We start from the raw sequence: 13,884 nt of genomic DNA, 5'->3' as shown, positions 1-13,884 counted from the left end.
CCGAGGCCATGGACCCAGACCGCACCGATCAGCGCCCGGACAGCGCCCTGCTGAGCAGCACCCTGTCCACCCGCCTGGAGGGCGGCAGTGCGATCGCCACCTACCAGGACATGATGGTCGGCAGCCGGTCCTGGCTGAAGCTGATCCAGCATGAGCTGGTGGTGGGCTTCGGCGGTGCCCTGCCGGGTGCGCTGGGCCTGGCCTTCCGCAAGCTGTTCTGGAAGCGCCTGTTCCACGAGTGCGGCGGCAGTGCGGTGTTCGGCCGGGGCGTGGTGCTTCGTCAGCCCCTGAAGATGCGGATTGGTGCGCGCCTGCTGGTCGACGACGACACGCTGCTGGATGCCAAGGTGGCGTCGGTCGGCGGCTTCGTGCTGGGCGACGACGTGCTGATCAGCCGGGGCTGCACGGTGGTCGCCGCCGAGGGTCCGCTGCGGCTGGGCAACCGGGTCAGCATCGGCAATGGCTGCACGATCATGGCCGGCAGCGGCGTGGAGATCGGCGACGACACCATGCTGGCGGCCCACTGCTATATCGGCGGCGGCACCTATCTGACCGACCGCCGCCTGGACCAGCCGATGCGCACCCAGCCGGGCCTCGCCGGGCGGGTGGTGATCCGGCCGGACTGCTGGCTGGGGGCGGGCGCCATCGTCCTGTCCGGCGTGACGGTCGGCAAGGGTGCCGTGATCGGTGCCGGCGCCCTGGTGGCGCGCGACGTGCCCGACTACGCGATCGTCACCGGCGTGCCGGCACGCCTGCACCGCCTGCGCCGCCCGGAAGAGACGCCGGTGGAGGCCCTTGCCGCCGTAGCCGAACCGTGACCCTGCCGATCGCCCAGCCCGACCTGGCCGAACCCGATCCGGCCGGCAGCCCCCCTGCCCGCGCGACCGGCGGCGTGAAGGGCTTGGCCAAACGGGCGCTGCGCTGGCTGCGGATCCCGGTCAGCCTCCTGATGCTGGCCTACCTGCTCCATCTCGTGGAGCCGGCCCAGGCCTTCGCGGTGCTGGCCAATGCCGATCCCTGGCTGGTCCTGCTGGTGGCGCTGATGGCGGTGGGCGACCGGCTGCTCGGCGCCTTTCGCTGGTACATGCTGCTGCGCGGCAAGCATGTCGACGTGAGCTTCGCGCCGCTCGCCCGGCTGACCTTCGTCAGCAACTTCATCGGCAGCTTCCTGCCGGCCGGCGTCGGGATCGAGGCGGTGCGGGTCTATGGCCTGTCCCGGCACACGGCCGACCTGGCCCTGGCCCTGTCCTCGGTGATCGTCGAGCGCGTCCTGGCGCTGGGCGCGCTGGTGGTCCTGGTCGTGCTGGGCCTCCTGCTCTCCGATGCGGGCTTTCCCGCCTGGATCGGCCAGTTCGCCTGGGCGGCGCTGGCGGCACTGGCGCTGGGCAGCCTCGCTTTGATGATCGGCCCGACCCGCCGCCTGTCGCTGAGCCTCCTGCCGGGCAGGCTGCTGGCGCCGGTGCGGGCGAAGATCGAGGAACTCTATCTGCGCCTGGACGAGTACCGCCACCAGCCGCTCATGCTGGCCGGCGCCATCGCGATGGCGCTGTTCTTCCAGCTCTTCCGGGTGGCGACCTATGCGGTGGCGGGGGCCGCCATCGGCATCGATGCTAGCTTCCAGACCTACATGGTGGTGGTGCCGATCGTCTCGCTCGTGATGATGGTGCCGATCTCGCTGGGCGGCCTGGGTGTGGGCGAGGCGGCGTTCATCTCGCTGCTGGGCCTGGTCGGCATCCCGCCTGAGCAGTCCTTCACCCTGTCGATCATGGTGCTGGTGCTGTCGCTGCTCGGCACCCTGCCGGGCGGCTGGTTCTACCTGCAAAGCGGCGTGGCGCCGGGGCGCCGCTAGCCGGCTCCTGGGCTCAGCCGAGGAACGGGAAGCGGGCCACCGCGCGGAACGGCGTGCCCGGCTCCGGCTCCTCGAACACCGTGACCGCGTCCACCCGCAGCGGCTGCTGGCAGAACGAGGCCGTGTCGCTTTCCAGGCGCGCGCGCACGCCCGGGTCGACCGGGACCTGGCCGGTCAGCGTCAGGTGGAAGCGGAACCGGTCCAGCACGTAAGGGTAGCCCCAGGCGCGCAGGTTCGCCTCCTCGATCGCGTCCAGCCCGCGCGCCCGGCGCCGCGCCAGCTCGGCCTCGTCGGGCAGTGCCCGATAGACGTCGAAGCCGCGCACGCAGTCGGCTGCGAGCCGGTCCATGCGCGGGCTGGGGCCCGAAAGCACCAGCGCCAGGAAGCCGTCGAGCTCGGCCAGTTGCAGCGGCGGTGCGGTGAACGGCTCGCGCACCCGGGCGAACTCCTCGACCGCAGCCATGAAGCTCCGCGGGTCCTTGTCGGCACGCATGCGGAAGGGCGGCTTCAGGGTCGCGTGGAAGCCATAGCGCCGCGGCGCCTCCACCAGGGGCCGCAGGGCCGGATCGCCCTGGTATTCCACCCCGGAAACCGGGTCGCGGCCCAGCCAGCGACAGGCCCAGCGCCACAGATTGGAGGCCGGGTCGGGGCACCAGTAGAGCGCATAGCGCGCGGTCAAGCGATCCTCCGCCCTTCTTTCCAGACAGCCATCGCCCGGACCGCCGACCCCACCTCGCGGGCCTGGACCAGGTCGGCCCGCAGCCCCACTGCGATCCGCCCACGATCGGCCAGGCCCAGCACCCGGGCCGGCGTCGCGGTCACCGTCGCCACCGCTTCCGTCAGCGTGCGCTCCAGGCGGTGATGCATGAGGAAGGCGGCAGTGAGCAGGCTGGTCGGTACGTAGTCGGAAGAGAAGCAGTCGAGAAGCCCCTCCTCGACCAGTTCCGCGGCACCGACATTGCCGGACTGCGAGCCGCCCAGCACGAGATTCGGCCCGCCCATCACGTTGATCATGCCGTGCTGCCGCGCCGCCTGGGCCGCCGCCAGCGTGGTCGGGAACTCCGACACGGTGAAGCCGTCGCGCGCGGCCTCCTCGACATGCTCCACCGTGGTGTCGTCGTGGCTGGCCTTGACCAGCTTGCGGTGGGCGAACAGCTCCAGCAGTTCCTGCTTGTGCCGCTCGGCATACTGGGCCTGAAGCGCTAGGCGCTCGGCCATCTGCGCCTCGAGCTCGGCCGGCGACGTGCCGTTGCGGCCCATCTGGAACTGCCGGTACTTCTCGATGTCGTGCCACTGCCGCTGGCCGGGCGTGTGGTCCATGAAGGAGATCATCCTCAGGCTCGGCTCGTCGACCAGCGGGGCCGCCAGCGCCACCACGTTCGGGTCGGCCACCTCGAGGCGCAGGTGCAGGAGATGGTCGCAGGCCAGCGCGCCGCGCCCCTTGGCATGCTCGATCGCCTGCAGCGACTGCTCCATCAGCTCCAGCCGCTCGCGCTTCTCGCCATAGATGCCGACACAGATCGCGTCGCACACCGTGGTAACCCCGGCCTGTGCCAACTGCCCGTCATGGGCCAGGACCGCGGCATCGGCCGGCCAGCGCACCTTGGGCCGGGGCTCGAAGCAGCGCTCGAGATTGTCGGTGTGCAGCTCCACCAGGCCGGGCAGCAGCCAGTCGCCGTCCAGGTCCACCGTGCCCGGCAGGGCAGAGCCACCCTCGCTGATCGCGGCGATCTTCCCGCCCGCCACCGCCAAGCTGCCATGAACGACCTCGTGCTCGAGGACGATCCGTGCGTTCGTGACGACGAAATCGCTCATGTGGCCCGATCCACCCCTGCCAGTTCGACCATCCTCGTGGCGATCGCATCGCGCGCCTGCCGGTCATGCAGGATCGCAAGCATCGCCGCCCCTTCTGCCAGCCGCTCGCGCACCAGCTCCACCACGATCGCCCGATTCTTCGCATCGAGTGAGGCGGTGGGCTCGTCGAGCAGCAGCACCGGGTAGGGATGAACGAAGGCGCGGGCAAGGTTCACCCGCTGCTGCTCGCCGCCGGAAAAGGTCGCAGGGGGCACGTCCCACAGGCGCTCGGGCAGCCGGAGGCGGGCCAGCAGGCTGCGTGCCCGCTCCAGCGCCGGCTCCCGCGCGCAGCCGGTCGCCAGCAGCGGCTCGGCCACCACCTCCACCGTCGGCACGCGCGGCACCACGCGCAGGAACTGGCTGACATAGCCGAGCGTGCGGCGCCGCACCGCCAGGATCTGGCGCGGCGCGGCAGTCGCCAGGTCGATCATCGCCCCGTCATGGCGGATCAGGATCCGGCCCCGGTCCACGCCGTAGGAGCCGTAGATCGCGCGCAGCACGGTCGACTTGCCGACCCCGCTGGGGCCCTCCAGCACCACGCACTCGCCGGGCCGGACCGCAAAGCCCAGCCCCGCCAGCACGGGCAGCCGCACACCGCCCTGGAGATGCAGGGTGAAGGTCTTGCCGATGCCCTCGGCGATCAGGGAAGGCTGCATCGGTCAGGCCGCCAGGATCGAGCTCACCAGGAGCTGGCTGTAGGGATGCTGCGGATCGTCCAGCACGCGGTCGGTGAGGCCCTGCTCCACCACCTGACCCTGGCGCATCACCAGCATCCGGTGGGACAGGAGCCGGGCCACGGCCAGGTCGTGGGTGACGATGACCACGGCCAGGTCCAGTTCCGCGACCAGCCGGCGGAGCAGGTCCAGGAGCCTCGCCTGCACCGACACGTCCAGCCCGCCGGTCGGCTCGTCCATCAGGACCAGGCGCGGCCGGGTCACCAGGTTGCGGGCGATCTGCAGACGCTGCTGCATCCCCCCGGAAAAGCCGCGCGGCAGGTCGTCGATCCGGCTGCGGTCGATCTCGACCCGGTCGAGCCAAGCCAGCGCCTCGCCACGGATCCGGCCGAAATGCCGCCAGCCCGCCGCCATCAGCCGCTCGCCGATATTGCCGCCGGCGGAGATGTTCAGCCGGAGCCCGTCGCGCGGGTTCTGGTGGACGAAGCCGAACTCGGTCCGCGCCAGCAGCCGCCGCTCCGCCTCCGCCATCTGCAAGAGGTCGACACCAGTCCCCTCGCGCAGGCGGAACCGGACGCTGCCGCCATCCGCCGGCACATGGCCAGCCAGGCAGCTCAAGAGCGTGGTCTTGCCCGAGCCGCTTTCCCCGACGATGGCCAGCACCTCGCCCGGCCAAAGCTCGAACCCAGTGGGCTTCAACGCCTGGAGGCCGCCATAGGACTTGGCGAGGTCGCGGACCTCCAGCAGCGGCAGGTCGTGCGCGCTCATCGCCCCTCATCCATGCGGTCCCGCCGCTCCCGGCAGAAATCCGTATCCGAGCAGCAGAACAGCCGGCCGCCTTGGTCGTCGGTCACCACCTCGTCCAGGTAGGAGTCGGTCGAGCCGCACAGGCCGCAAGGCCGGTCCCAGCGCTGCACCTCGAACGGATGGTCCTCGAAATCCAGGCTCTCGACCGTGGTGTGCGGCGGGATCGCATAGACCCGCTTTTCCCGGCCGGCGCCGAAGAGCTGGAGAGCCGGGCAGTCGTGCAGCTTGGGATTGTCGAACTTCGGGATCGGCGAGGGGTCCATCACATAGCGTCCGGCCACCTTGACCGGGTAGGCGAACGAGGTGGTGATCCGCCCCATCCGCGCCACGTCCTCGTAGAGCTTGACGTGCATGGCGCCATAGTCGGCCAAGCCATGCATCCGCCTGGTCTCCCGCTCGCGCGGCTCCAGGAAGCGCAGCGGCTCGGGGATCGGCACCTGGAAGACCAGGATCTGCCCGGCATGCAGGGGCCGTTCCGGGATGCGGTGGCGGGTCTGGATGACGGTGGCCTCCGCGGTGCGCTCGGTGGTGGCGACGCCTGCGGTCTTCCTGAAGAAGGCGCGGATGCTCACCGCGTTGGTGGTGTCGTCCGCCCCCTGGTCGATCACCTTCAGCACGTCGTCCTGGCCGAGCACGGCAGCGGTCACCTGGATGCCGCCGGTTCCCCAGCCATAGGGCAGCGGCATGTCGCGGCTGGCGAACGGCACCTGGTAGCCCGGGATCGCCACTGCCTTCAGGAGTGCTCGGCGCAGCATCCGCTTGGTCTGCTCGTCGAGGTAGGCGAAGTTGTAGGCGCCGCTCATTCCCCACCCTCCTCCCGGGCGGCTGCCTCGCGCATCCGGCGGATCGTCTCGAGCTCGCCCTGGAAGTCGACATAATGCGGCAGCTTCAGATGCTCGACGAAGCCGGAAGCCTGCACGTTGTCGGAATGGTAGAGCACGAACTCCTGGTCCATGGCCGGCCCGCGCTGCTCCTGGCCGTCCGCTGCATTGCGCAGCGCCCGGTCGACCAGGGCCATGCCCATGGCCTTGCGCTCCTGGTGGCCGAACACCAGCCCATAGCCGCGGGTGAACTGCGGGGGCTCCGTCTTCGAGCCCAGGAACTGGTTGACCATCTCGCACTCGGTCAGCTCGACCTCGCCGATCACGATCGGAAAGCCCAGCTCCTCCGGCTCGACCACTAGGTCGACCGTGCCGACCCGCAGCTCGCCCACGAAGGGGTGGGTGGAACCGAAGCCGCGCTGGGTCGAGTAGCCCAGCGCGAACACGAAGCCCTCGTCGCCGCGGGCCAGGTTCTGCAGCCAGGCATCGCGCCCCACCGGGAACAGGAGCGGCTCGCGGGTGAGGTCCGTGGGCTCGCCCTCCGCTGCCGCGGGTTCCGGCTGGATCATCCCGTCCGCGTCCAGGATGTCCAGGACGCGCGGCACGACCGGATCGACCGGCTGCTCCGCCACGGCAGCCGGCGCGATCTCGGCATCGGTCCCGCCCAGCGTCTCGTCGAGCAGCCGGTGGGTGTAGTCGAAGGTGGGGCCCAGGATCTGGCCGCCCGGGATGTCCTTGAAGGTCGCCGAGACCCGCCGCGTCACCCGCATGCCTGCCGTCTCGACCGGTACGGAGCTCAGGAGGCGCGGCAGGGTGGTGCGGAACGCGCGCAGGAGGAAGGCTGCCTCCACCGTGTCGCCCCTCGCCTGCTTGAGCGCCAGGGCCGCCAGATCCGGATCATAGAGCGAGCCTTCGTTCATGACCCGGTCGCAGCCCAGCGCCAATTGCTCGCGCAACTGGGCGGGATCCAGCTCCGGCAGGTCCGGGTCGCCGCGGCGTTCCTCCGCCAGCCACCGGTGCGCATTGCGGATCGCCCGTTCGCCGCCCTTGACCGCGACATACATGGCTCAGGCCTCCACGTCGGTGCTGCGCGGCAGGCAGGCGATCGACCGCCCAGCCGCCAGCACGAGATCCACCCCTAAGGGAAAGCGCCGGCGGTTCGCCTGCAGGCCCGGGACGAGGCCTTCGGGAGCGCCGCCGATTTCGAGGCGGGCCGTGCCGGCGATGCCCGGGCCGCGCAGCTTCAGCCCGGCACCGGCGGCCAAGTGGTCCACCTGGAGGATCACGGTACAGCTCCGGTCGGGATAATCGTGGCTGCCCTGGGCGAAGCGCTCCAGCGGCAGCAGGCCGGATGCCCTGGTCACCACCGCGAACGCTGCCTGCCCGGGCTCCGCCACCATGCTGGCACCAGTGTGGAAGCGGATCGACCGGCTGGCATCCGGATGGTCACCATCCAGCCAGACCGGGCTTTCCCCGTCGACCAGGCCCAGCAGCAGCGCATAGGCGGCCGGCACCAGCGGCTCCGGAGGTGCTGGCAGTCCGCCGCGCAGCACCACCACCGAGCCCGGCCGGCTCATCGCCCAGAGCAGGTCGCGGAACTGCATCTGCGCATCATGCACCGGATCCGCGAGGCCCGCCGCGATCCTGCCCATCGGTTCAGTCCTCCCCGCGCACCAGGGTGAAGAATTCGACGCGGGTGGCCCCGGCCTTGCGCGCGGTGGCGGCCTGCCGCTCGGCGCGTGCCGCCTCCAGTTCCGTCACCGCCGCGTCCACCGCCTTGGATGGCGCCGACTGCAGCAGGGCATCCAGGCGCGCGATCAGGCGGGCGCGCTCGAGCCGGCGGCCCTGCACCCAACCGATGCCGATCCGGTCGCCGGATGAGCGGACCGCGCAGCGGGTGACCGTCACCTCGCCCAGGTTGAAGGCCGTCCCGGTACCGCCGGCCCGGCCCCTGGCCATCACCAGCCCCACTTCCGGGGCACGCAGCAGCTCGAACGCGGCATCGCCCACGCCGAAGCTCTGGCCGAAACGTTCGGCCTCGGCGTCGCTGGCCAGCGCCAGGGCCTGCAACCAGCGTACCCGCAGGGAAGGAAGCTCGGTCATGGTCTAAACGTCTAGATGAATCTTCAGGGAAGTTAGCCGATCGCCGGCAGATGTAAACGACCTGGGCGTGACCGGATCATGACGGAGTGTCCGATCTGTCCCGGGCTGGACGGCCGGTCCCTGCCCCGCCTAGCCTCGACCCGCATCCGCCCGAGCCCGCAGGACGTCCAGCCCTTGTCTTCGCCACTGCCCGACCCGATCACGGCACCGCCCGCTGCCGAGCCCGGCAGCCTCGCCCGCGGCCAGGGCGTGGCGCTTTGGCGGCAGATCGAGAGTGCTTTGGAGCAGGCCGTCCTGGCCGGTGCCTTCGGCCCGTCCGGCCGGCTGCCTCCGGAGCCCGAGTTGGCCAGGCAGTTCGGAGTGAACCGGCACACCGTGCGCCATGCGGTCAAGGCCCTGGCGATGCGCGGCATCCTGCGCATCGAGCAGGGCCGCGGGACCTTCGTCGACCGGCCGCCCATCGACTATCCGATCGGCCCGCGGACCCGGTTCTCCGCCAACCTGGCGAGCCGCGACCGGCTGCCGTCCCGCATCACCCTGGCGCTCGACCGGATCGCACTGGACGAGACCGTCGCGGCACTGCTCGGCGTGCCAGCTGGAACGGCCGGCCTGCGCCACCGCACCTTGGCCTCGGCGGACGGCCTGCCGCTCACACTCGGCACGATCTTTCTCGCCGCGGCGCGGTTTGCCGACGCCTTTGCGGCCCTGACGGCCGATCCCTCGATCACCGCCCTGTTCACTGAAGCCGGCCATGCCGATTACCAGCGCGCCTGGACCCGGATCCATGCGCGCCTGCCCTCCCCGCAGGAGGCGCTGGACCTGCAGCAGCCGCGCGAGCGGCCGGTCCTGGTGACCGAGGCGCTGGACCAGAGTGCTGCGGGCGAGCCGCTCGCCTACAACTGCACGGTCTGGGCCGGCGAGCGGGTGACGCTCACGGTCGGCAGCTGAACGCTCAGAGCCAGCCCTTGCGCTTGAAATAGAGGTAGGGCGCCACCGCCGATATCACCATCAGCACCAGCGCCATCGGGTAGCCCAGATCGAAGCCGAGCTCCGGCATCACCTCGAAGTTCATGCCGTAGATGCTGGCGACCAGGGTGGGCGGCAGGAACACCACGGCCGCAACCGAGAAGATCTTGATGATCCCGTTCTGCTCGATCGAGACCAGGCCCAGGATGGCGTCGAGCGCGAAGGTGACCTTGTTGGTGAGGAAGGAGGCGTGGTCCGAGAGCGAGATGACGTCGCGGCTGATCGTCTTGATCCTGGTCTGCAGGTTCTTGCGATCCTTGGCCTTGAAGGCGGTGGTCACGAACGCGGCCAGCCGGCCGAGGCTCACCAGGCTTTCGCGCGACTTGCCGATCATCAGCCCGTCGCGCCCGACCCGCGCCAGGAGCTGCCGGTAGTCCCGGGCCTGCCGCGCCGCCTCCTTGGCATCGGTCGTGAACACTTCCCGGCTGACCCGGTCGAGATCGGCGCCGATCGCTTCCAGTATGTCGGCCAGCCGGTCGACGATCGCCTCCAGCAGGCCGACGAACACGGTTTCGCCCGAGTTCCAGGCGAGCGGGTTGCGCTGGATCTGCGCGGCGGCGGTCCGAAACGGCAGCGGGTCGGCATAGCGCAGGGTCACGAGCCGCGGCCCCACCAGGATGAAGGTGACGGGTGTCAGCTCCGGGCTCTCGCTCTCCGCGCGGCACAGGAGCATCGCGGTCATGAAATGGGCGTCGGCTTCCTCGTAGAGCCGCGAGGACGCCTCGATCTCGACGATCTCGTCGCGGGTGGGCACGTCGATGCTCAGCATGTCCTCGACGAACCGCACCTCGGCCGGGCTGGGCTCCAGCAGGTCGATCCAGATCACCCGGCTGCGGACGGCCTCGTCGCACACACCCTGCATGACTTCGACCGAGCTGCCGGTGGCGAGGTAGAGGCGCATCATGGCGGGCATCGCCTCCGGTCTGGCAGGTGGGGCGGAGCCCCTGTCCGCCAGCATTGCCGGCCTTGTCAAGCCGCCCGCGGGGGCCCCACCCTGGGCCGGTTCCAACGACCCGCCGGGGCGGCTATAGGAGCCGCTCGGCAACACTTCCATCAGGGGAATTTCTGCACTTGCGGCTCCTCCTCCTGCTCGCCCTGCTCCTGGGTCCCGCGCTTCATCCGGCCCCGGCCCACGCCCAGTCCGTCACGATCGAGGATCAGGCGGACGGTGTCCGGCTCGACCTGGAGGATGCCCCGCTGCAAGAGGCGGTGAGCGCGCTCAGCGAACGGTTCGGCTTCACGGTGCGGATGGTGCGGCCGAGCGAGGCGCGCCTGACCGGCAGCCGCACCGGCAGCGCGCTGGAGCTGCTGAACTGGATCCTGGCCGGCCATGACCGTGCCATCTTCATGGACCGGATCGGCGACCGGGAGCGTATCAGCCGGGTCGTGGTGTTCGGCCCGTCCGGGGCGGCGCCGCCGGTCACCTCGCCCGCGCCCGACCAGGACTTTCCCGACTATGGCGAGGAAGAGGACTACGAGGAGCCGCTGCCGGAGGAGGAGATGCCGCCCGTGCCGCTGGACGGCGGGGTCGACGACTACATGCTCGACCCGTCCATGACCGAGTAGCGGCCGAGCAGGGTCAGGGCGAAGCCGGCCGCGGCGAGCCAGGGCCCGAACCGGATCTCCCGCCCGCCATCGAAGCGGCCGCGGCCTTGCAGCAAGGCGGCCAGCAGCGCCCCGCCTGCGGCCAGCACCACCACCCAGGGCAGTTGCACCAGCCCGACCCACAGGCCGATGGCACCCATCAGCTTGACGTCACCCCCGCCGAGGCCGCTGCGGCCGCGCACGGCTTCATAGCCATAGGCAATGGCGGCGAATGCGCCGGCCGCGACCAGGCCACCCAGCAGCGCGTCCAGCAGCGATGGTGCTGCCGGGTCGAACCATAGCGAGAGCAGGCCCGCCAGGAGCAGAGCCAGGTTCAGGCGGTCGGGCAGGATGCCGTGGAGATGGTCGATGGCGGCCAGCAGCACCAGGAGCCAGCCGGCCACCAGGAGCCAGGGCCAGCTCGAAGGCCCGGCCAGCAGCACCACGGTCACCCCGACCAGGGCAGCGGCCAGCTCCACCCAGGTCTCCACCAGCGGGATGGGTCCGCCGCAATGGCGGCAGCGGCCGCGCAGCAGGAGACGGCTGACGATCGGGACCAGGTCCAGGGCCTGCAGCGTCGTGCCGCAATGGTCGCAGGCCGAGCGGCCGGCACAGGCCGCGGCGGCACCTTGCGGCCAGCGGCGAGCGACGGTGGCGAGGAAGCTGCCGACACAGGCGCCGGCGGCACCCATGACGGCAGTGATCAGGACGAGCCGGTTCAGCCGCGGGCCTGGTCGGCGGCAGCTTCCGGTGCCAGCGACGCATCCGGGCTGAGCCCGCGGATCGTGCCGCGCTCCACCGGACCCGGCACGATCGGCCTGGAGTTGAAGCCGCCGGTGATCCCGCGCATCCGGTCGCGGATCTCGCGGCTGATGGTCGCCGCGTCCTGCGCGTCCCGCACAATGCGCGGGGTCAGGAACACGATCAGCTCGGTACGCCGGCCGACCCGGTTGTTGCTGGCGAACAGGTCGCCGATGCCAGGAAGGTCGGACAGGAGCGGGATGCCGCTGCGCTGGCGCTCCTCGCCGTCCTCGATCAGCCCGCCCAGCACCACGGTCTGGCCGGAGCGCACCGACACCGCGGTCTGGATCTTGCGCTGGTTGATGGTGGGCGTGAGGTTCTGCTCTTCGGAGTCCGCCTGCACCACGTTGGAGACTTCCTGGGAGATCTCCAGTGCCACCGACCCGTTGCCGCTGATGCGCGGCTTCACCGTCAGGATCACGCCGGTCTCGCGGTACTGGATCGTGTTGACCGTGCGCGAATCAGTATCGTCACCCTCGGCCTGCCGGATGGTGACCGGCACCTCCGCGCCTACGTTGAGCGACGCTTCCTTGTTGTCCTGCACCACCAGGGTCGGCGCGCTCATCACCCGCACGTCGGTGACCGAAGAGAGGGCATCGAGCGCGATGATCTGGTCGTTGCCGCTGTTGAACAGGAAGCTGAAGCCCGGGATGGCGTTGCGCGGCCGGGCGGTCGTTCCCGACACGAAGCCGAACCGGAAGTCGCCGTTCTCGAAGAAATACTGCACGCCGTAGCGCAGGCGGTCGTTGAGCTGCACTTCCGCGATGGTGGCGTCGATCACCACCTGGCCGGGCGGGGTGTCGAGCCGCCGGGCGGTCGCCTCGATCATGCGGTACATGTCGGGGGTGGCACGGATGACCAGCGTGTTGTTGGTCTCGTTCGGCACGATCTTCACCTGCTGCAGCCCCTGCGGGCCGGCGAGGCCGGAAGCGGCGGTACCGCCGAAATCGAGCTGCGCCGCATCGGCCAGCGCCAGGTCGGGCTGCTGGCCGGCGTCGACGTTCGGCAACTGGCCGCTGTCCACGGCACTGCCGGGCGCCTGGGTGGTGCCGAGCGGCTGGCCGAGTGCACCGCCGCCTTCCGCGATCACCGCGGCCAGCGTCGCCGCCATGGCCGCGGCCGGCGTGTACTGGAGCTGGTAGATGTTGAGCTGGGTGCCGACGCTGCTGCCGGCATCCAGCCGCTCCACCCAGTCCTGCGCCCGCTCGACCCCGTCCGTGTCGCTCGACACGACCAGGACCGCGTTCAGGCGCTGCATCGGGATGAAGCGCATGCCCTCATAGGCGGTGAAGTCCTGGGCCGCGGCGGCCCCGCGCACGCCGAAGATCGCCTCCAGCTCCGGGATGACCGCTTCCGGCGTGGTGTTCTCCAGCGGGAAGATGCCGACCGAGCGACCGGCCAGCCAGTCGACGTCGACATCCGCGATCGTGTCGACCACGGTCTGCCGCTCCTGGGCGGTGCCGCTGACCAGCATAAGGTTGCGCGACATGTCGATCCGGAGGTCGTCCGGGTTGGCGATCAGCGGCCGGGCGAATTCCTGGGCGGTGATGGCCGGGACGTGCCGCAGCGGGATGATGGTGACGCCATAGCCGGGCTCGACGCGCGTCGGTGATTCGCCGAGCTGGGCCACGCCTGCCCGGCCCACCGCGTTCTGCATCTGGACGACCGCGTAGCCGCCGCCTTCCTGCACCAGCGCGGCGTTGTTCTGCCGCAGCACGGTCTCGAGCGTGGCCAGCAGGTCCTCGCGGCTGATCGCTGCCGAGGTGGAGAGGGTAACCGAGCCCTGGATGGCCGGGTCCAGTGTGTAGTTCACCTGGAGCACGTCGCCCAGGATGGTGCGCACCACCTCGCGCAGGTCGGCACCCTCGAAATTGAGCTGCACGCCGGCCCCGTCGGGGCTGACGACGGCGCCGGGCGAGGTCGGACGCTGCTGGGTGGTATCCTCGGCCCGGTAGATGCGCGCCTGCGGCGGCGCGCCCCGGCTGACCCCCAGATCCAGCGGCTGCTGGGACAGGGCCGGCTCCTCGGGCGGCGGCGCGAAGTCGAGGTCACGCACCCGATCGGTGATCGAGGCCTGCCGACCAGCCTGGTCGGAGGCACAGCTGACGAGCAATGTCGCGAGACTTACGTACAGCAGATTCCGCACAAGCTTTCGGCTCGCACGATCTTTGGCCACGTTCGGCATCATTGTCCGTCTGGTTTTCAACCGTGTCATGGGTGCGTGAGCGACCATTTCCACCCCCCGGCTTCAACCTGGCCGTCTCCACCAAAGGTAGTGCCGGTCACGTTGTGCCCCGTCAAGTCACGGCAGGACACGTCACGGCTTTGACACGCGGTCGTGTGATCGGGCAGACCATATAAATCA

15 protein-coding genes are annotated in these 13,884 nt (G+C 70.4%); 4 read left to right on the top strand and 11 right to left on the bottom strand.

The features are described from left to right. Positions 1-8 precede the first annotated feature (8 nt). Entirely contained in the window at positions 9-818 is an 810-nt protein-coding gene (locus HLA95_RS28020; RefSeq protein ID WP_255591416.1) for an acyltransferase, read from the top strand. After that, positions 815-1,849 carry a lysylphosphatidylglycerol synthase transmembrane domain-containing protein gene (locus tag HLA95_RS03655; RefSeq protein WP_222182434.1) on the top strand — a complete coding sequence of 345 codons (1,035 nt, stop codon included), beginning with the start codon at positions 815-817 and terminating at the stop codon, positions 1,847-1,849. The genes HLA95_RS28020 and HLA95_RS03655 overlap by 4 nt, the downstream gene beginning before the upstream one ends. A gap of 13 nt (positions 1,850-1,862) precedes the next feature. Here HLA95_RS03655 and HLA95_RS03650 read toward each other — a convergent pair whose 3' ends face one another. Genes HLA95_RS03650 through phnG form a run of 8 tightly spaced genes read right to left on the bottom strand, consistent with a single transcriptional unit; the run spans position 1,863 to position 8,108 of the window. After that, positions 1,863-2,528 carry a DUF1045 domain-containing protein gene (locus HLA95_RS03650; protein WP_191061527.1) on the bottom strand — a complete coding sequence of 222 codons (666 nt, stop codon included), beginning with the start codon at positions 2,526-2,528 and terminating at the stop codon, positions 1,863-1,865. After that, positions 2,525-3,664 carry an alpha-D-ribose 1-methylphosphonate 5-triphosphate diphosphatase gene (locus HLA95_RS03645; protein WP_191061528.1) on the bottom strand — a complete coding sequence of 380 codons (1,140 nt, stop codon included), beginning with the start codon at positions 3,662-3,664 and terminating at the stop codon, positions 2,525-2,527. The genes HLA95_RS03650 and HLA95_RS03645 overlap by 4 nt, the downstream gene beginning before the upstream one ends. Beyond that, on the bottom strand, positions 3,661-4,359 hold the full coding sequence (phnL, locus tag HLA95_RS03640; RefSeq protein ID WP_222182432.1) for a phosphonate C-P lyase system protein PhnL: 699 nt from the start codon (positions 4,357-4,359) through the stop codon (positions 3,661-3,663). Before phnL ends, HLA95_RS03645 begins: the two co-directional genes overlap by 4 nt. A gap of 3 nt (positions 4,360-4,362) precedes the next feature. Beyond that, a complete protein-coding gene (gene phnK, locus HLA95_RS03635; RefSeq protein ID WP_191061285.1) occupies positions 4,363-5,145 on the bottom strand; it encodes a phosphonate C-P lyase system protein PhnK in 783 nt (260 codons plus the stop codon). Then, positions 5,142-5,987 (bottom strand): alpha-D-ribose 1-methylphosphonate 5-phosphate C-P-lyase PhnJ, encoded by an 846-nt coding sequence (locus HLA95_RS03630; protein ID WP_191061286.1) that lies wholly within the window; start codon positions 5,985-5,987, stop codon positions 5,142-5,144. Before HLA95_RS03630 ends, phnK begins: the two co-directional genes overlap by 4 nt. Then, positions 5,984-7,069 carry a carbon-phosphorus lyase complex subunit gene (locus HLA95_RS03625; protein WP_191061287.1) on the bottom strand — a complete coding sequence of 362 codons (1,086 nt, stop codon included), beginning with the start codon at positions 7,067-7,069 and terminating at the stop codon, positions 5,984-5,986. Before HLA95_RS03625 ends, HLA95_RS03630 begins: the two co-directional genes overlap by 4 nt. A 3-nt stretch (positions 7,070-7,072) precedes the next feature. Next, positions 7,073-7,657 (bottom strand): phosphonate C-P lyase system protein PhnH, encoded by a 585-nt coding sequence (phnH, locus tag HLA95_RS03620; protein ID WP_191061288.1) that lies wholly within the window; start codon positions 7,655-7,657, stop codon positions 7,073-7,075. Positions 7,658-7,661: 4 nt separating this feature from the next. Next, positions 7,662-8,108: a phosphonate C-P lyase system protein PhnG gene (gene phnG, locus HLA95_RS03615; RefSeq protein ID WP_222182430.1), complete on the bottom strand. Its 447-nt coding sequence runs from the start codon at positions 8,106-8,108 to the stop codon at positions 7,662-7,664. A 78-nt stretch (positions 8,109-8,186) separates the two neighbouring features. Between phnG and phnF the strand changes: the two genes are divergently transcribed. Then, complete coding sequence (phnF, locus tag HLA95_RS03610; RefSeq protein WP_191061383.1) at positions 8,187-9,056, top strand: phosphonate metabolism transcriptional regulator PhnF; 870 nt, start codon at positions 8,187-8,189, stop codon at positions 9,054-9,056. Between the two features lie 4 nt (positions 9,057-9,060). On the opposite strand, the gene HLA95_RS03605 is transcribed toward phnF, so the two are convergent. Beyond that, positions 9,061-10,038, bottom strand: coding sequence for a magnesium transporter CorA family protein (locus HLA95_RS03605; RefSeq protein WP_191061384.1), 978 nt, complete (start codon positions 10,036-10,038; stop codon positions 9,061-9,063). Between the two features lie 167 nt (positions 10,039-10,205). Here HLA95_RS03605 and HLA95_RS03600 point away from each other — a divergent pair, with 167 nt between their 5' ends. Beyond that, the gene (locus HLA95_RS03600; protein WP_191061385.1) at positions 10,206-10,700 is read left to right on the top strand and encodes a hypothetical protein; all 495 of its coding nucleotides are present in this window, start codon (positions 10,206-10,208) and stop codon (positions 10,698-10,700) included. Here the strand turns inward: HLA95_RS03600 and HLA95_RS03595 are convergent. After that, the gene (locus HLA95_RS03595) at positions 10,670-11,410 is read right to left on the bottom strand and encodes a prepilin peptidase (protein ID WP_222182427.1); all 741 of its coding nucleotides are present in this window, start codon (positions 11,408-11,410) and stop codon (positions 10,670-10,672) included. The two genes, HLA95_RS03600 and HLA95_RS03595, sit on opposite strands and share 31 nt — an antisense overlap. 26 nt (positions 11,411-11,436) lie before the next feature. Next, a complete protein-coding gene (gene gspD / locus HLA95_RS03590) occupies positions 11,437-13,575 on the bottom strand; it encodes a type II secretion system secretin GspD (protein WP_222182425.1) in 2,139 nt (712 codons plus the stop codon). Positions 13,576-13,884: the final 309 nt, after the last annotated feature.

The organism is Geminicoccus harenae, from assembly GCF_019800005.1.
Lineage (GTDB): Bacteria > Pseudomonadota > Alphaproteobacteria > Geminicoccales > Geminicoccaceae > Geminicoccus > Geminicoccus harenae.
Note: the sequence above shows the minus strand (reverse complement) of the source record. Positions and strands in the feature narration are given on the sequence as shown.